An 18,673-nucleotide genomic window follows, 5' to 3' on the forward strand; every position below is an offset into this window, starting at 1 on the left:
AGCGGGGGTCAGACCTTTTTTATATGTTTAAATCTTTCTTTTTATAATATATTAATGTGACTGTTAAAAGAGTGATAAATAAAACAGCAGAGATTAACACGTAGACAGTATCGAGCCCGCCGCCGTACATGATGTTTTTGGCTTCAAAGTATTTGAACGGCGTCACGAATTTCAGGAACTCGATGCTTCCATTCAAATCAATGACTACTGATAAAACAAATGTAAGCAACAGGATTCCGGCCGCCAGTGATGCAGCCTTTTTCGGTTTTCTTTTTAAAGCAGAGATGCTACTGCCAATGGCCATAAATAAAAGTTGCAGGATGAACATCCCCATCATGGTGATGGCAATATCACCATTCACCGACTCTCCATCAGCGTATTTCCCAACGATGACAATTGACGATCCCCAAGTAACGAGGGTAAAAATAAAGATATTCGTAAAGGCCGCCAAAAGTTTGGCGGTAATAATTTTAGCTCTCGAAACGGGTTTTACAAACAGGAACTCGGAGGTTTTATCCCGCTCTTCCTTGGCAATGATGGTCGCTCCGAGCATTGCCGCATGAATAGTTGCCATCAATAATAGATAGATAAACAGCATCCCGTAGTAGCCGCTGACCTTATCCATGTCAAGCGCACCAACACCCATCACCACCTGAAGGGACTTTGGCATATCCTGAAACAGGTCATTCAGCGATTGGCCTGATGATGATAACCCTGCGAATTTTTGCATCCCGGAAACCACCATCAGGAAAACGCCAATACACCAAATGATGAGCGATTTCCGATGGGACTTCAGTTCTCTTAAATAGATATTCATTTGCACGAGCTCCCTCCTACACAGCATGGATATCTTTTTTTGTATAAACGAAATAACTCGCCGCAACTGCAAGCAAAATAATCACCGCACCCACAATCATAAATGATGCTTCATAGCTCGAATGTTTTAAAATATAATCATTATTAAAATACTTGAACGGTGAAAAGTAGCGCTTCGCTTCATCATCCGTTGTGGCGCTGATTGCGCCGATAAAATAGAACGCAAACACTGTCCCAAGTGACACGGGCAGCACGGACTTGAGTTTCCGAGCGAGAACAGAAACAATGAAACCAAAGGCAAGAAACATCAGTTGAATGAAAAACATCGTCATCGAAAGCAGAATGAATTGTTTCATACTAAACTCGGCCGTTTTCACCTGGGAGGCAATTACCGTTGCAGCTGCAATATATACAATATTTGTGATGACGAGTGAAGCGAATGCCGCCAGCAGCTTGGCGGTTAACACCTGTTTTCGTGTAACTGGTTTGGTCAATAGAAAATCCGCCGTTTTTTCCCGGACCTCCTTGCTAACAATCGAAGTCCCAAGATTCATGGCCTGAATCGCTCCACACAATATGATAAACGTCAAGGCATAACAATAGAATCCTAGAATCGTAAATAAATTGCCTAGGTTGAGGCCGATGGCTTTCCTTAAAGCTTCCGGATAGCCTTCCAGCAGCTTTTTGAATTCATCGGCATCTTTTGAGAAGGCCGGAAACATGGACATAAACAGCGCAAATACGGCAATTAGCGAAATCGTCCAGATGATCGTCGACTTCCGGTAGGCCTTTAATTCATGAATAAATATATTCATAATTTATTTGGCCTCCTTTTCGTAATAATGAAGGAATATTTCTTCAAGGTCTGGCTCTTCAATCCACAAGTTGGTTATTTCGATTTCTGCGACTTTCCTCAGGACCGCGTTGATATCCCCTCTAAATAAAAAGCTCGTTACATTTCCTTTCCCAGTCAGATTGCTGACTCCATCTATTTGAAAATAATTCTGGTCCAGCGGCACCTTTGTTTCGACTTTAAACTTTTTATAATTGTTTTCTTTTAACGTACTAATCTTTTCAACTGTAACAATCTTACCTTCTTTAATGATAGCCACTCGGTTACAGAGTCTCTGAACCTCACTGAGAATATGCGAGGAAAAGAGGATGGTGGCGCCTTTTTTATTTTCTTCCTCAAGAAGTTCAAAGAATTTCTGCTGCATCAAGGGGTCGAGGCCGCTCGTTGGTTCATCGAGAATGATGAGCTTCGGTTCATGTAGCAGCCCTTGGACAATGCCGACCTTCTTTTTATTTCCCAAGGAAAGGTCATCAATTTTTTTATTCAGGTCAAGGTCCATAATGTCCGCCAATTCCTTGATCCGCTTGCTGCAGTCCTTTTTGTAAAAGCTGGCCGAATACTTCAAGAGGTCCTTTACCTTCATATTGTCGTAATAGAACACTTCCGACGGCAGGTAGCCGATTTCTTTTTTTATTTCCGGAGCAAATTTGATGCAATCTTTTCCAAAAATTGTTGCACTGCCGCTTGTCGGATATATGAGCGACAGGAGTGTGCGGATTGTTGTCGATTTCCCGGCTCCATTCGGTCCGATGAAGCCGAAAATCTCGCCTTCTTCCACGTTAAAGTTGATATCGGTGATTCCCCTTGCTTTGCCGTATGTCTTTGTCAGGTTTTTAATTTCAATTACGTTCATGATTGAGGCCTCCCTTTATTTGGCTAATTCGCATAAATTCGACTAAGCCTCAGCCGGCGCCTATCGGCTTGTCAGTCGGCAAGTCTTCATTTATAAAAGCATTTAATTAAAACCTCGAAATATTCTTCTGCTTCTCGGCTGACCTTTTTGTAATCAATTTTGTGGTCTGGCTGCATCTTTGCTTTATAAAGTTCCTCATCACTCATTTTTTCGAAAGTCCAGGTGATAATTTTTAAGATTTTTTGTATGTCAACGTCATCCCTGAACTTCGACAAATCAATTCCCTCATAAACTTTTCCAAAATTGATGTCGATTAGTTCCTTTTTCTTTTTTTCCATTTCCACTTTAATTTCTGCCGAGTCATCCATTAAGGCCTCCTGCATAAAGTTAAAAAGGTCTGGATATTGCGTCAGCAGATCCATTTTAATCATGATTGCCTGTCTCATTCTCGAGAAAAAGTCCGTATCGGCAAGGTCAACTTTTTTATAAAATTCATCTGCAATGAGCTCATAGCTATATTCAAACAGAAATAGGTACAGTTGCTTTTTGTTCTGAAAATAATGAAACAAAAGCCCCTTCGAGATTCCCGCTTCCTTTACAATTTCATTGGTCGATGCCTTATCATAGCCTTTCTGGGCAAATTCCTTAATTGCTGCATTAATAATTCGGTCTTGTTTTTCTTGATCTAGGTTGAGGAATTTCGAAAACATTTGGGTGTTCCCACTCCTTTGGTTATTAGACGTTGACCGTATCGGTCAATTACATTTTATTCCTATTGACCATTGTGGTCAATAGTGGTCAATCCTATATTTTTTTACAAAAAAATGAACTTATATTGATGGCGATAGTATGGGGATTTGGGGTGTGGTACGATGCGGATGTGCGACAAAATTTTAATGGAGGTGCTCATGAAAGACAGAGATCGATCATTAACGTTAGAAGGTTTGATAGCTACCCAAAACAGGCTGCCACCGAAGCATCCAATGCTTCCTATATTATCTGGCAAGCAGGCTTCCGTAGAGGCCGGGATTGCCGGGGAGGAGCGGGTGGCAGAGATTTTTCGAAAAACTTCATTTTCCTTTCCGCACCACGCTTACCATGATTTACGGCCTTCCTCAGATGAAAAATTTCAAATTGACAGCTTTGGACTGACACCCTGGTTTGGCAATATTCTTGAAGTCAAAAACATCGCCAAGGTCCTCGAATTTAAGGACAATCCACCCCAATTAATCCGAACCCGTGATGATGGACACAAGGACGGATTTGAAAGTCCAGTAGTCCAATTGGAACGAAATTACGAATTATTGAGTGATTGGTTACGGAAGCACAATATCCGCATTCCTATTTACGGTTCGGTTGTCCTGGCCTATCCGAAGCAGATTGTCGCCGTCCCCCCGGCAAAAACGCGGCTTTTATTCCCCAACTTGATTCCCTCATTCATTCGAAACATTCCTCAGCCAGACTTTAAGTTGGATCCAGAAACCTTCCATTGGCTTTCGTCAGAGCTCCTCAAAAGCCACCAACCTTTTATTCCAAAACCGGTCTCAGAGTCTTACAAAATCCCGCGGGGTGATTTTAAAAATGGCGTGCGTTGCGTTGTGTGCAACAGGTTCGGTATGGTGAAGAGTCCAAGGACATGGATTTGCCCTTTTTGCGGTGCAACAGACCATTTGGCTCATCAAAGGACATTATTGGAGTGGTTTTTGGTGGTGAGCAGGACCATTACGAACCGGGAGTGCCGGGAGTTTTTGGGGGTGGAGGATATCTATGTGGCGAATCGCATTTTAAAGGGGATGAACTTGAGTTATGTAGGAGAATCCCGTTACCGAAAATATGTATTTGACCTTAATTATTTCAAAAAATAATTACCCTTTTAATGATACTGTTGGCTTTCACAGGTTGGAGACTGTTATCCGCAACTTGGGGCCGTCTATACGCAAGTTGGAATGCCTCTCGCAAATTGGGGCGCTTATCCGCAACTTGGAGGCTGCTATCCGCAAGTTGGAACGCCTTTCGCAAGTTGGGACCCCTTATCCGCAACTTGGGGGCTGCTATCCGCAACTTGGGACCATCTATCCGCAAGTTGGAACGCCTTTCGCAAGTTGGGACCTCTTATCCGCAACTTGGAGGCCTCTATCCGCAACTTGGGACAGTTTATACGCAAGTTGTATTGCCTTTTGCAAATTAGGGGCGCTTATCTGCAAGTTGGAGCCTTTGTTCATTTATGCGCCCCCCTTCAAAAACGTGTATCCGCTCCCGTAAAGTGATATGATAATCATGAAAATATATAAAAAGGGAGTGTGCTAACTTGAAAGAGGAATTGATTCAACGATTTACTTCCTATGTGAAAGTGGATACGCAGTCGGATGAGAGCAGTGAGACTTGTCCATCAACGGATGGGCAGTGGACGCTGCTGCGCATGCTTGTCGATGAGCTCAACCAAATCGGCATGCAAGAGGTGACCATCGACGAGAACGGCTATGTGATGGCGACGCTGCCGTCCAATACCGATAAAGAAGTGCCAACCATCGGCTTCCTGGCCCACGTTGACACAGCGACTGATTTTACCGGCAAAAACGTCAATCCACAAATTCTTGAAAGCTATCAAGGTGGGGAAATCGTCCTTAACGAGGCCCTGAACGTCATTATGTCGCCAAAGGACTTCCCGAACCTCAAAGACTATAAAGGGCACACCCTCATTACAACCGACGGCACCACGCTGCTTGGGGCCGACAACAAAGCCGGCGTAACAGAAATCATGACGGCCATGGCGCACCTAATTCAAAACCAGGAAATTAAGCACGGTAAGGTCCGCGTTGCGTTCACGCCGGATGAGGAAATCGGCAGGGGGCCTCATAAGTTTGACGTTGCGGCATTCAACGCAAAGTACGCCTACACTGTTGACGGCGGTCCGCTTGGCGAGCTTGAATATGAAAGCTTTAATGCCGCCGGAGCGAAAATCACCATAAAAGGTAACAATATTCATCCTGGTTCTGCTAAAGACAAAATGGTCAATTCGATGAAGATCGCGATGGAATTACATAGCCAGCTTCCGCCGCAGGAGGCACCGGAGCATACAGAAGGGTACGAAGGCTTCTACCATCTGCTGTCCTTTAACGGCGATGTCGAGCAGACTAAGCTCAACTATATCATCCGCGACCATGACAGAGAAATTTTTAATAAAAGAAAAGCGACGATGGAAAGCATTGTCCAGCAGCTTAACGAAAAATACGGCAGTGACACAGTTCAGCTTGAGATGAAAGACCAATACTATAACATGCGCGAAAAAATCGAGCCGGTCAAGCAAATCGTCGATATTGCTCAGGAGGCGATGGAGAGCTTGGATATCAAGCCGCTTATTAAGCCAATTCGCGGCGGTACAGACGGTTCTCAGCTATCATTCATGGGTCTGCCGACGCCAAATATCTTTACCGGTGGCGAAAACTTCCACGGCAAATACGAATTCATTTCCGTGCAAAACATGGTGAAAGCAACCGAAACCATCATTGAAGTCATTAAGCTTTTTGAAAAAAAAGCTTAAAAAAAGAAAGCTAACCGCCACAGGTTAGCTTTTTTTCTACCAATCAACCAGCGCCTCCGCGCACTGCCGCAGGCTTAACACCGTCTCATCCAATTGCCGTTTCAGCTGCTCCCTCGACCACTTACCTTCATCGGCTTGTAAATCTCTTTGAATCAACAAAATCATCCACATCGAAAACACCGCCGAGAACAAATAGTATTCCCGAACAAAAGCCGGACCGTCCAGCTTCATTCCTACCTGCCCAAGATAAAACCCCAGCACCTGCTTCCGAAACCCCTTAGTTACCTTTTTGGGGAAAATCGGATGTGCCATATCCAACAGATGATATAAATCCCAGAAGGGCGTATTCAAATGGGTGTGCTCCCAGTCTAAGATGATTAATTTCCCCTTCACAACAGCGTAATTCCCCAAATGCAAATCCCCGTGTGATAATACCTGAAGCTTTGAAAATATGAAACTATCAAGCTGTTTAAACACATGAAGAACATGTTTTTCAGTGAGCCCCAATTGCGGAAGCACCCTAAGAAGGTCATCCTTATTCTCGCTGACCTCCTCGGCCACCACTTCAATCCGCGGCTTCAACCCATTCAACGGCACATCCGGAAACGACTCCAACGGGAGGTAGTGCCACCAAGCCATCCACCTAACCACACCAAGGACCGTTTCCTCCGTAAACTCATGCGAAAGCGGGCCGAGGTCCTCAAGAATCATCCAGCTTAAATCAGGGTTAACATGCTTGGAGTAAGCCAAAATTTTTGGAAAAATGGCCGGGAATCGGCTGAGGACATGCTCATGAATCCAGGTCTCTTTACCCATCTGGGCGTTATTCGTCAGCGGTTTAAAAATGTAGCTTTCCTTAGGAGACAAATAAAACCGCTCAACGAACCTGCCGTTCATGCCCTGATAAAGGCGTTCCTTTTTTAATATCAAACTGGCATTTAAACTCCCATCCTCATGGACGATATCGTTTGGCAGCGCCATAGACCCACAACCTTTTTAGTAGGTTTTCACTATGAATATAATGCCAATCCCATAATTTGGCAAGTTATTCATCCACGACAACGGGACCTTCTTCTGGAAGGGGAAATAGCTCCGATAATCGCCTAACCTGGCCATCTGCACCCATAAAAACAATATGCTCACGGGTAAATTTTCGGGGAGAATCAAGGCCGCACGCTGCCGCTAGGGCAAACAGTCCCTGGCGGATGCTGATAATATAGTTCATGACCCGCCATTTCTTCTCCTCAGGAACGAGTGCCTCCTGCTGCTTAGGGTCGGTCGTGGTGACACCGGCGGGGCATTTGCCTGTATGGCATTGCAGTGCCATAATGCAGCCATTCGCCATCATAAAGCCGCGTGCTGAATTCACCGCATCGGCGCCAATCGCGAGGGCAATTGCTATTTTATCAGCCGCAATCAGCTTTCCGGAAGCAAATATCTTAAACCGGTTGCGAATGCCATATTCATGGGCCTTGTCAACCACAGCAAGCAACGCAGGGTAAAGCGGCAGCCCCATTGTATCGGCCATCGCTTTATACGTTGCCCCAGATCCCCCCTCGCTGCCGTCCACCGTAATAAAATCAGGATAAATCCCAAGCCTATTCATCGCTCCAAAAAACTCATCCAAAATTAGCTGATACCCCACAACAATTTTTATGCCAACCGGTTTTCCGCCTTCTTCCTGCAATCGTTTAATAAACTCCAAGGCTACCTCAGCATTTCGCAAAAACGCAAAGCGGTTAGGGGAAATAATCGTCTCGCCCTCTTTCACCTTGCGAATGCTTGCTACCTTTGCCGTCACCTTCGCTCCCTCGAGATGGCCGCCCTGAATTTTCGCCCCCTGGCCAAACTTCAGCTCAAAGGCTTTAATCGACGTCTCCGAGGAAATTTTTCTAAATTCCTCCATTGAAAAATTACCCTCATGGTCCCGAAAACCAAATAAACCTGGCCCTATCTGCGCCACGACATCGGCCCCGCCCGCCAAGTGTTCCGGGGCAATCCCGCCTTCACCTGTATTTAACCACGAACCGCCTGCCATTTGGCAGCCATGCCCCGTTGAAAGAATATAATTCTCTCCAACAGAACCATAGGAAGTAGCAGATGCACCAAAGGGGCCGTGGAGCTCCCATGGCTCCCTCCGCTCCACGCCGACCACAATAGCCTCCTCCTCATGAAAAAGCCAGCGTGGAATCTGATCCTCCGCCAAGTGCTCCTTGCGGAAAAATAAACCCTCATGGTCAATTTTGTATTTCATCCCCTCGACCTTTTCTTGATTGTCGACCCTTAATTCTTCCTTTAAAAGAGGGAACAGGCCGTTGGCAATATAGTAGCCGGGCTTCTCAAAGTCACGTTTCGAACCAAAACTGATTAAATCAGTTCGATATTTCGCTGAAAAAACAACCCCTAAATAATCGGCACGGGAAAACGGTCTGGCACCATTATCATCATCAAACCAATACTGCCTCAGCTTTGGACCCAGCATTTCCAGCACATAGCGGATCCAGCCAAAATAGGGATAGGCCCGGATAATCGAGTGCTGCGGCTTTTTTGCCAAATTACGCAGCCATAGGAAAAAGCAAAGCGGCCCGCCAATGAAGACTACCAATAGAACAGTCAAAATTGTCCATAACACCATCAAAAGCCTCCTTATTTATTTGGCATTTGCAGATGTACAGTCCAAAAGCAACAAACGCATACCTAATACATATGTATGATGGTTATGGTAATATCCATGGACAGTCTATTAGCGTCATTTTTTTAAAATTAAATTTGAAATCGGTCCAGCATGCCAAAAAACTCGCTCAAAAACTCATAAAAAAGTTTTTCGGTTGGCAGCAGGCTGCGTTCTGCCGGGATGATGACGCCGACCGTGCGGCTGACGTTAGGCTCTGTAACAGCAATTTTAACCGTTGAGCGGGGGAGACTGTCGATGAGCGTAATTTCTGGAATCAGCGTAATCCCAAGGCCCGCAGAAACCAAGCCTTTAATGGCATCAATATCCTCTCCCTCGAAGGCCACCATTGGCTCAAAGCCAAGTTGCGCGCAGGCATCCACAATGATCTTACGCAAAATAAAGCCCTGAGGAAATACGATAAAGGGTTCATCCCGCAAGTCACTTAACTTCAAAACTCGTTTACTAGCTAGTGGATGGGACTCAGGCAGTAGAGCCACAATGTTTTCGGTAAAAAGCGTTTTCCCGGTAATTTTCTTTTCCTTCTTGGGCACCGGGCCAATCAGCGCCATATTAAACTCTCCCTTTATTACCCCTTCAATTAAATAGGCATAGGATCCCTGATTTAAATGAAACTTCACATTAGGATACCGCTCCCTGAAGGCAGAAATCGTCGTAGGCAAGGTGTAGCCGGCCAGACTGCTGGGAAACCCAATGCGGATTGTCCCTTTCTCAGGGTCGAGGAATTCCTCTACCTCACTTGTGGCATCTTCAATCAGCTTTACCGCCTGCTCCATATGCTTTAAAAACATTTCACCAATCGGCGTCAGTTTGACATTTCGCCCTTCGCGGATAAATAAGCTGACCCCAAGCTCCTCCTCCAGGTTGGAAATCTGCCTGCTGACTGCAGATTGCGCGACGTGGAGCCGATACGCCGCCTCTGTCACATGCTCCCGTTTGGCTACTTCAATAAAATATTTAATCTGCCTTAGCTCCATTTTTTCCGCCCCTTCCAATCAATCTCATTTCTATATTAATTATATCTATTATTAGCATTGATTAGATTAATTTTACATAATAAAATTAATTGACGTGAAAAAATAAAATATTCAGTATTTAGGACATATTAATTATTTTTAAAAAAGGGGTGATTTCATGCAAACTATTGAGCATGTAAAACAGTCAGGATCACAGGCAGCAAGGGATTATGTAAGTGAAGTTTATGAAACGGTGAAGATCCGCAATCCATTCGAGAGTGAATTTCATCAAGCCGTTAAGGAAATTTTCGATTCGCTTGTGCCTGTATTTGCGAAACACCCAAAATATATGCAGGAGGGAATTCTCGAAAGAATCGTTGAACCTGAGAGGGTTATTACTTTCCGTGTTCCATGGGTGGATGATTCAGGCAAGGTGCACGTGAACCGTGGCTTCCGAGTCCAGTATAACAGCGCAATCGGGCCATACAAAGGCGGTCTGCGCTTTCATCCATCAGTTAACGCCAGCATCATTAAATTCTTGGGCTTTGAGCAAATTTTCAAAAACTCTTTAACCGGCCAGCCAATCGGCGGCGGCAAAGGCGGCTCCGACTTCGACCCTAAGGGTAAATCAGACCGCGAAATTATGCGCTTCTGTCAAAGCTTTATGGCAGAGCTTTACCGCCACATCGGCCCAGACGTCGACGTACCTGCAGGGGATATCGGTGTCGGCGGCAGAGAAATCGGCTATCTTTTCGGTTATTATAAAAAAATCCGCGGCGGCAATGAGGCTGGCGTTTTAACCGGAAAAGGCATCGGCTACGGCGGAAGCTTAACAAGAACAGAAGCGACCGGCTATGGCACCGTTTATTTCGTACAGGAAATGCTGAAAGATCAAGGCCTAAGCATCGCTGGCAGCACCGTCGTTGTCTCCGGCTCCGGTAATGTTTCCATCTATGCGATTGAAAAAGCTGCCCAGCTTGGCGCAAAGGTTGTGGCCTGTAGCGATTCATGCGGCTATATCTATGATGAAAACGGCATTAATGTCGAGACTGTGAAACAAATTAAGGAAGTAGACCGCAAGCGCATCAGCGAGTATGTAAAGTACCATCCGGAAGCACAGTATTATGAAGGCTGCTCCGGCATCTGGTCAATTCCATGCGATATCGCTCTTCCTTGTGCAACACAAAATGAAATCAATGAAGCGTCTGCAAGAATGCTGGTGGCAAACGGAGTGAAAGCAGTTGCCGAGGGAGCTAACATGCCATCCACCCTTGAAGCAGTCGATGTATTTTTAAACAACGATGTTCTGTTTGGCCCTGGTAAAGCGGCTAATGCCGGGGGTGTAGCAGTTTCCGCTCTTGAAATGGCACAAAACAGCCAGCGCTTATCTTGGACGTTTGAAGAAGTCGATGCAAAACTGCATCAAATCATGATTAACATTTACCAAAACGCTGTGAAGGCATCCGAAGAGTACGGTTTCCCTGGCAACCTAGTAGTTGGCGCCAATATTGCCGGATTCACTAAAGTCGCTGACGCGATGATTCTGCAGGGTGTTATTTAAGGTTTTGGTTAAGATCCCCTCCTTGTGAGGGGATCTTTTTGTGCCTGCATGTTTTTGGGTGTGGTTGGTTACATTAACCATTGTTCAGTTTAATTAGGAGGTTCGAGTAATGGATAAAAACATTGAAGGCAGCACCCATGAATTTGTCGAAAAGCTTCATGAAAGACAGGCTAAGGATTTAAAAAACAGACAGAATCAGGGCAGCGATACGCCTAGTAAGAAATTGCCGAATAAGACGCATTGAGGTTAATAGTGGAGAACAGGGAGGCACATTACAAGTGTCTCCCTTTTTTAATTATTGTTCACTATATTGATCACGATTAATTGAAATCAATTTGAATTTTGGCTTTACAAACTAGGAAGACAGCTATTTAATTGTCACTTTTCAGTCATTTTTGTTCCAAATAGCAAAAAAATAGTTCTATATATTGTTGGTTATTGTTGAATATAGGACTATAATCATACTCAACGTTGTTCTATATTAGGAATAGATGATTCAACAAAAAGTTAATTAATACATGCAATGGGGGTGCCTATCAAAGCAAAAACAGGTTTCAAAAAAAGGGAAAATCATCAATTAAGCTACTAATCTAGTAACCTATAAGGGGGAAAAATTTATGAAATTCAAATCAGCTTTAGCTTTAACTGTATTAGCTGGGGGAGTAGAAAACGTCAGAAACAGCGGTTTATCAACCAGTATTACAACTACAAAATCAGTACCAAACGGAAACGCTATAACTGTCTATGATAACGGGGTGTTTCCAGGGGACCACCCATTATGGGGCAACCAAGGTAATCCCGGCCCAATACCTGCGGCTGAAACATGGTATTACACTATTACATTTACTAATAATAGTGGCAACAATGGTAAAATGACTGCCAATTTTAAAGTCCAAGTTAGAGGAGACCAAGTGCCAGTACCATAAAAAAACAGCCCCGTTGGAGAATTAAGGGCTGTTTTTCTATGTTTATTATTCGAGTCTTCTTAATTGAAACTGTTCTTATTTATTCATACTCGCCAAAAACCCGCCCAGCAGGTCATCGGCATCAAGATCCTTCTCGCCGTCTTCCTCCTCAATAGGGGACATCACTCGGTCGATGGTCTCGAAAGCAAACTCGTCCAAATCGTCATCCGACAAGTCGGTTCCTGCAGCTATTTCTTTTTCAAATGGCCTCTCCAATAAAGAATGTGGCTCAGGGGCAGGGAAGGCCATATTCTCCTGCAGGTACAACGCCTCATCAATATCCACAGCCTTGCTGTTCAACGAGGCCAGCAGTGCAGTCGACCTTACCGGGTCGGAAATCAACTGATAAAGAATGCTTCCTAGCAGTGCTTCGGAATGCTCGTGCTTCAGCCAATCACGCTGTGCTTTCGTCAGTCCCTTCGGAAGGGGGATGGTGACCGTTTCCTTTTCCCGGGAAAAGGATTGGCTGACACCCTCCATGACAAATGAAGCAATCTTGCTGGAAAAATTCCGGCGTTCTGTTTCCTTAATTTTTTGAAGCTGTTTTAATATGTGATCCGGAGTATCAGAAGGGATGCGGAAGGATATGGCCTGGCCCCTCTTGATTTCGTTTTCGGATGCCTTTTTCATGGAATCACCCTAAAATTAACTTTTTACTGGTGCTTTATCTTGGGCAGCCCTCTGCTTCTCAGTTTTACGAACAAAATCCGTAATTAACTTATAATAAGCATTCGACATCATCCAAATGCTTTCCTTCTCGTCCTCAAAGAAATCAATGTTAAAACCATCTAAACCGTTATTCAATGCTTTTAAGTATTCCTTTAAAATGATGGACCCGCCGCCGACAAAGTAGCAGATTTCCGTTTGCGAGTTCTTAGACCATACATTACGCAGCAAGCGGTATTGTTTTTTCGCAAGGTCCAGCAGGATGCGGTCGGTGATGTCATGAACACTTGTCCGGCTTCCTTTCACCATGATGTGGTTGCGGTCGTTTTTCTTCGTAATAATTTCTACGACATCGCGGCGGCTGTCGAGCTCCACACCGTGTTTTTTGCGAATTTCCTCACGAATCATTTCTAGCGATTCGGACACCCCAAGATTAAACCCTTGTGCCTTGTCATCGTCGACATTGCGATTTTTAATGACGGCGATGTCAGTAGAGAGGCCGCCGATGTCTTGAATTAATATGCGTTTATCGATCAAGTCCTTATTAATAACTTTTAAATTATTATCCATGACAAGGTTGATGTAGGCCGCAAAGCCTTCAGGGTAAACCTTTACCTCATTGAACTTAATATTAACTTTGATGCCTTGGTATTTTGGGGTCACAAGAAATTCAACCTGATGGACATTTCCAAGCAGTCTTGAACGGTAGCCGGCATCCTTGCCTTCCTTCACTTCACGAAGCGGCAAGCCAGTTCCTAATGTGTAATTGGCATCAATAATGTTTTTCGTGCGTGGGAATTCGGCTTTTACGGCATCCATTGCCAATGACGCAAATAGCATAATTAATGTTTGGTCTTCCTCAGACTTGCTGCTGCCAGGGTCCAGCTCGGTGGTGTTATTGCTCTTTGTCGCCAAATTACCGACACGGTAGATAATATTATTTTCCTTTAGGGCAGGGGAGTGCACTTTAATATGTATCCCATCCAATGGGTCTTTGCTGTCCAGTTCTTCAATGCCGATGACAGGGCGGTCCTCGGTATCTCTAGCGATTATGTTAGGAATATTTAATTCATACTCTAATTCACCAAAAATAGCCTTGATGGAGTCATTACCTACATCGATAGCTGCAATTCTGGATTTAGTCATATTGATCATTCCTTTTCATTTATTTAATAGATTTGTAAACTCGTTTCTTTCTATTAGCGTATAGAAGATTACTAGTTTCTTCAATGAGGCAGGACGAAAAGAAACACAAGTGTAAAATTGTAAACAGGATGTAACCACAGAGAAATTTGTAAACATTAACGTTTACAAAAATAACAAAGTTGTATACACGGCTTGGTGTATGGATGTATACAACTTTGTATACATGTAAACAAGTTTGTATACAAAACGTAAACAAAAAGTATACATGTTTACAAATAGTAAACGCCCTTGGATTATTACAAATATTTCAGTGAAACTAACTAAAAAGAGGCACCCATAGCAAGACACCTTTAAATCCATTTCCTTTGTTTTAACAAGATCTATTCGAATCCTAGATACATTTACAAGGGTAGAAAGGATGGGTTCATAATTTTCCATTCGCTCTTTCCCTTTTTCCGTAACGGCAAGGCTTCGCTTTATAGTTTCAATATTCTCTGCCTTTCGAAACCTTAAAGCAGACCCATCAACGTCGATAGCAAACCTGCTGGACAGGTTAGTAGTCTTCATCAGCCAGTAAATATATCACCGTGTCCATGCTGCAATCAGAACTTTATAGGTCTTGTAAGACTTTTTCGAAAAGCATAGCCATAAAAGCCCGTCTTCTTTTACGAACTTCTCAGCACTCTTGGCCAAAGCTACCAATTCTTCATTGTTTTTCCCAAATATCTGCAAAAAAAAATCATAGCGATCCATTTCCGCCGCGTGGTTAAATCAACTTCAAATGTTTGAATAACCTTATCTTAGGACTTCGGTGTGTTGAAAATTAACACTGGCTGCCCTTGGTCCTTAAACTGCAATTTTTTAAGAACTGTGACATTGAACTTTCTTTCAAAATGGAATGGGCAAAAAAGAAACGTAAATGTAAGCAGGATGTAAACACGGATGAATACAAAAAAACAAAGTTTTATACAAGGCTATACGTCGGGTTGTATGCAACTTTGTATACGTGTAAACATATTTGTAAACAAAATGCATACAAAAAGTAAACATGTTTACAAATTGCATACATTGGTGGTTTATTACAATATTTTGTGAAACTAAAAAGAAGGTCCCCAACATAGGCAGCATCAAATTCGAGTATTACCTTTTCAATTTATATCTGGATGAAAGGGGACGTTTACCTATTTTTCCCTTCGCTCTTTTCCTTTTTCCGTAACAGCAAAGCTTGGCTTGTTTTAATATTCTGTCCCTTTCAAAATCTTAATGCAGACCAATCATCGTCGATAGTAAACCTGCTGGACAAAACAGTAGCCTTCATCCGCCAGTAAATATATAACCGGGTCCCGGCTGCAGTCATTACTTTATAGTTCTTGTAAGACTTATTCGGATAGCATAGCCAGCATAGCACGTCTTCTTTTAAAAACTTCTCAGCAGTCTTTGCCAAAGCCCTCAATTCTTCATTGCATGTCCTAAATATCCGGACAAAATCATAGGGATCCATGTCCGCCGCGTGATGGACCTCAACTTCAAAGTTTGCATAACCTCATCGTAAGACTGCGATGCGATTAACACTGGCTGTCCCATATCCTTAAACTGCAATTTTATATGAACTAACATTAAACTTCCTTTCAAAATGACTATGTAAGCAAGATGTAAACACAGATGATTACAAAAACAACAAAGTTGTATACATGGCTACATGTCGGGATGCATACAACTTTGTATACACGTAAACTGATTTGCAAACAAAATGTAAACAGAAAGTAAACTTGTTTGCGCAATGTATACAGCGGTAGATTATTACAAATTTTTCAGTGAAACTAAAAAGAAGGTACCCAACATGAGTACCTTCAAATCTGTTTCTTAGCTTTTCAATATATATGGGGATGAAAGAGTGTGTTCGACTTATTTGCCTAATCTTCCGTCCGCTCTTTTCCTTTTTCCGTTACAGCGAAGCTTCGCTTCATGGTTTTAATATTCTCAGCCTTCCGAAATCTTAAGGCAGACCAATCGTCGTCGATGGCAATCTGCCGGACAGGTTCGTAGCCTTCATCAGCCAGTAAATACATCACCGTGTCGCGGCTGCAATCAGAGCCTTTATAAGTCTTGGAAGACTTTTTCGGATAACATAGCCAGAAAAGCCCGTCTTCTTTAACGAATTTCTCGGCGCTTTTTGCCAAAGCCCCTAATTCTTCATTACTTGTCCCAAATACCTGCACAAAATCATAGCTTTCCATTACCGCTTTGCGGTGGACCTCACCTTCAAATGTTCGAATGACCTCATCATAGGACTGCGGTGCGTTGACAATCAACACTGGCTGTCCCTGGTCTTTAAACTGCAACTTATTTAGCACGGACATTGAACTTCCTTCCTTTCAAAGAACCTACAAATATTTTAAACTTTTCCTTTGACTTATCATACCTTTCATGTAAAAAAAGAAGACACTCCGCGAAGTGCCTTCTCCTTGCGATTCTTAATTTTGTACAAGCTTATTCTCATCATTGATGAAGTTTTTTGCCATATCAGCATTAACATAGAGATAGTACCAATTATTCTCGAAGTTCAACCAGCCAGTAACAAGAGTAGGGTTTTTCTTTAAAAAGTATTTATTCCCGCCAATATTCGTCCAGCCGGTATTTTCCGTAACAGCGGGATCAAAGTCCTCGAGCTTGCTGATGACGGTGTTATCCATCACGCCATTGGAGTTGATGTAATACCATTTGCCTTTATAATTGATCCAGCCCGTTTTCATACCCTCTAATTGGTCAAGATAGTACCATTTTTCTTCATCCTTAACCCACCCGGTTTGCATCACGCCATCGCCGGCAAAATAATATTTCTTGTCGCCCGCTTCAAGCCAGCCGGTCTTCATGGCTCCAGTATTATCTAAATAAAATCTATTTCCGCCGTCCTCCAGCCAACCCGTTTTCATCGCACCGGTAGCGTCAAGGAAATATTTAATCCCGTTATCCTCGATCCAGCCCGTTTTCATTGCCCCGGCAGCATCAAAATAATACTTATTGCCGCCGTCTTCCAACCAGCCCGTTTTCGCCGCTCCGTCTTTATCAAGATAGAACTTTTGGCCACCATCTTCAAGCCAGCCAGTCTTCATCACACCATCGTTTGCAAAATAATATTTCTTCCCTTTAATCTCTTGCCAGCCTGTTTTCAACACGCCGCTGCTATCCAAATAATATTTCTTGCCGGCATCCGTCAGCCAGCCAGTCTTCATTATTCCGACTTTATCAAAGAAATATTTTTTGCCGTTTATCGTCTGCCAACCTGTTTTTACTGCTCCATTTTCATAATAATACTTATTGCCGCCTGCTTGTACCCAGCCGTTTTGAATTTGTGGTGCTGTCGTACCTGGATTCTCCCCATTAACTGGTACGGTTACTCCGTATCCATTAGCCATGGCGATAGTGTCAAAACTGTCACCGGAATGGGTAATAACCACTTCAGTATAATTTTGAATTCGGTCAAAGAGCCACCGAATTTCCGAGTTATGCATGCGTACACAGCCTGAGCTGACGTACCGGCCAATGGAGCTTTCATTGTTATTCCCATGGATGCCATAAGTGGTTCCATATGTTCCTCTTGCCTCAAGGCCCATCCAGCGGTCGCCTAGTGGGTTGCGGGGGTCCCCCCCGGCAATATGTCCTGTATAATAAGGGCGATTTACAATTTTATTAACGATCCTAAATTTTCCTTCGGGAGTTAAGTCCCTTGACCTTCCTGTCGCCACCTTAAAAGTCCTTAGTAATGTGCCTCCATCGTAATATGCGAGGGTATTTGTCTTCTTATTAATAATAATTAACTGAGAAGTGGCAGCCGCCGATTGGCTTGAAAAGAAAAAGAAAGTTAATACAAAAATTAAAACCGCAGACGATAATTTCCTCATATTTCTCTCCCCAATTCTGTTGATGAATATAAAGTACCACGAATTAAAGGAATATTTTGTAAAATTTCGGTGAGAAATTTGTAGAATTTCTAATTTTTTAACATAAGTGAAAATATTGTAAAGACTTTTTAATAAAAAAACCTCCCATGGCCTTAGGACCAAGGGAGGGAGGAAATTCTAAGTATATCTTCTTGTTAGCTGTATCTTATCGGTTATCTACTTTTTCAGGATAAAGATCATGATTCATCAACCGGAACTGGGCCATTTCCTCATATTTCGTGCCCGGTTTACCATAGTTGCACCATGGATCAATTGAAATTCCGCCACGCGGCGTAAATTTTCCCCATACCTCGATATAGCGTGGATCAAGGAGCTTAATTAAGTCATTCATGATGATGTTGACACAATCCTCATGGAAATCACCGTGGTTGCGGAAGCTGAAAAGATATAATTTCAGCGATTTGCTTTCTACAATTTTCTGATCGGGGATATAGGAAATATACATTGTTGCAAAATCCGGTTGTCCCGTCAGCGGGCAAAGGCTCGTAAACTCAGGGCAGTTAAATTTTACAAAAAAATCGCGGTTTGGATGCAGGTTGTCGACAGCCTCCAAGACCTCCGAAGAATATTCAAATAAGTATTTGGTACCCTGGTTTCCGAGCAATGTTAAATCCTTTAAACCTTGTTCATGTGTACGTCCAGACATAAAAAAACCTCCTGTA

17 protein-coding genes are annotated in these 18,673 nt (G+C 43.3%); 5 read left to right on the top strand and 12 right to left on the bottom strand.

What is annotated here, in order from left to right; genetic code table 11:
• Positions 1–19: 19 nt before the first annotated feature.
• The 4 genes from QNN06_RS30835 to QNN06_RS30850 form a co-directional block, all read right to left on the bottom strand.
• A complete protein-coding gene (locus QNN06_RS30835) occupies positions 20–817 on the bottom strand; it encodes an ABC transporter permease subunit (protein ID WP_217032808.1) in 798 nt (265 codons plus the stop codon).
• Positions 818–833: 16 nt separating this feature from the next.
• Positions 834–1,631, bottom strand: a complete 798-nt coding sequence (locus QNN06_RS30840; protein WP_217032438.1) for an ABC transporter permease subunit — start codon at positions 1,629–1,631, stop codon at positions 834–836.
• A gap of 3 nt (positions 1,632–1,634) precedes the next feature.
• A complete protein-coding gene (locus QNN06_RS30845) occupies positions 1,635–2,522 on the bottom strand; it encodes an ABC transporter ATP-binding protein (protein WP_213117037.1) in 888 nt (295 codons plus the stop codon).
• Positions 2,523–2,608: 86 nt separating this feature from the next.
• Positions 2,609–3,232, bottom strand: a complete 624-nt coding sequence (locus QNN06_RS30850) for a TetR/AcrR family transcriptional regulator (RefSeq protein WP_284036714.1) — start codon at positions 3,230–3,232, stop codon at positions 2,609–2,611.
• A 198-nt stretch (positions 3,233–3,430) separates the two neighbouring features.
• Between QNN06_RS30850 and QNN06_RS30855 the strand changes: the two genes are divergently transcribed.
• Both QNN06_RS30855 and pepT read left to right on the top strand, forming a co-directional pair.
• Positions 3,431–4,387: a nuclease-related domain-containing protein gene (locus QNN06_RS30855; protein WP_284036715.1), complete on the top strand. Its 957-nt coding sequence runs from the start codon at positions 3,431–3,433 to the stop codon at positions 4,385–4,387.
• A 443-nt stretch (positions 4,388–4,830) separates the two neighbouring features.
• Entirely contained in the window at positions 4,831–6,063 is a 1,233-nt protein-coding gene (pepT, locus tag QNN06_RS30860) for a peptidase T (protein ID WP_213117035.1), read from the top strand.
• Positions 6,064–6,099: 36 nt separating this feature from the next.
• On the opposite strand, the gene QNN06_RS30865 is transcribed toward pepT, so the two are convergent.
• The 3 genes from QNN06_RS30865 to gltC all read right to left on the bottom strand — a co-directional run bounded on the left by QNN06_RS30865 (position 6,100) and on the right by gltC (position 9,732).
• Entirely contained in the window at positions 6,100–7,044 is a 945-nt protein-coding gene (locus QNN06_RS30865; RefSeq protein ID WP_284036716.1) for a phosphotransferase family protein, read from the bottom strand.
• A gap of 64 nt (positions 7,045–7,108) precedes the next feature.
• The gene (locus QNN06_RS30870) at positions 7,109–8,698 is read right to left on the bottom strand and encodes a glutamate synthase-related protein (protein WP_481819235.1); all 1,590 of its coding nucleotides are present in this window, start codon (positions 8,696–8,698) and stop codon (positions 7,109–7,111) included.
• Positions 8,699–8,826: 128 nt separating this feature from the next.
• Positions 8,827–9,732 (bottom strand): glutamate biosynthesis transcriptional regulator GltC, encoded by a 906-nt coding sequence (gltC, locus tag QNN06_RS30875; RefSeq protein WP_213117033.1) that lies wholly within the window; start codon positions 9,730–9,732, stop codon positions 8,827–8,829.
• 157 nt (positions 9,733–9,889) lie between these two features.
• Between gltC and gdhA the strand changes: the two genes are divergently transcribed.
• From gdhA to QNN06_RS30890, 3 genes are all read left to right on the top strand, one after another.
• Entirely contained in the window at positions 9,890–11,272 is a 1,383-nt protein-coding gene (gene gdhA, locus QNN06_RS30880; protein WP_284036717.1) for an NADP-specific glutamate dehydrogenase, read from the top strand.
• A 109-nt stretch (positions 11,273–11,381) separates the two neighbouring features.
• Positions 11,382–11,516, top strand: a complete 135-nt coding sequence (locus tag QNN06_RS30885; RefSeq protein WP_213117031.1) for a DUF4023 domain-containing protein — start codon at positions 11,382–11,384, stop codon at positions 11,514–11,516.
• 373 nt (positions 11,517–11,889) lie between these two features.
• Complete coding sequence (locus QNN06_RS30890; protein WP_217032427.1) at positions 11,890–12,198, top strand: hypothetical protein; 309 nt, start codon at positions 11,890–11,892, stop codon at positions 12,196–12,198.
• Between the two features lie 75 nt (positions 12,199–12,273).
• On the opposite strand, the gene QNN06_RS30895 is transcribed toward QNN06_RS30890, so the two are convergent.
• The 5 genes from QNN06_RS30895 to queF all read right to left on the bottom strand — a co-directional run bounded on the left by QNN06_RS30895 (position 12,274) and on the right by queF (position 18,657).
• Positions 12,274–12,867: a hypothetical protein gene (locus QNN06_RS30895; RefSeq protein WP_217032425.1), complete on the bottom strand. Its 594-nt coding sequence runs from the start codon at positions 12,865–12,867 to the stop codon at positions 12,274–12,276.
• A 15-nt stretch (positions 12,868–12,882) separates the two neighbouring features.
• Positions 12,883–14,049: a ParM/StbA family protein gene (locus tag QNN06_RS30900; protein WP_213117028.1), complete on the bottom strand. Its 1,167-nt coding sequence runs from the start codon at positions 14,047–14,049 to the stop codon at positions 12,883–12,885.
• A 1,913-nt stretch (positions 14,050–15,962) separates the two neighbouring features.
• Positions 15,963–16,409, bottom strand: a complete 447-nt coding sequence (locus QNN06_RS30905; RefSeq protein WP_213117027.1) for a DUF3052 domain-containing protein — start codon at positions 16,407–16,409, stop codon at positions 15,963–15,965.
• A gap of 114 nt (positions 16,410–16,523) precedes the next feature.
• The gene (locus QNN06_RS30910) at positions 16,524–17,951 is read right to left on the bottom strand and encodes a L,D-transpeptidase family protein (protein WP_284036718.1); all 1,428 of its coding nucleotides are present in this window, start codon (positions 17,949–17,951) and stop codon (positions 16,524–16,526) included.
• Between the two features lie 205 nt (positions 17,952–18,156).
• Complete coding sequence (queF, locus tag QNN06_RS30915) at positions 18,157–18,657, bottom strand: preQ(1) synthase (protein WP_213117025.1); 501 nt, start codon at positions 18,655–18,657, stop codon at positions 18,157–18,159.
• Positions 18,658–18,673: the final 16 nt, after the last annotated feature.

The sequence above is a fragment of the Neobacillus sp. 114 genome, assembly GCF_030127045.1.
Lineage (GTDB): Bacteria > Bacillota > Bacilli > Bacillales > Cytobacillaceae > Neobacillus > Neobacillus rhizophilus.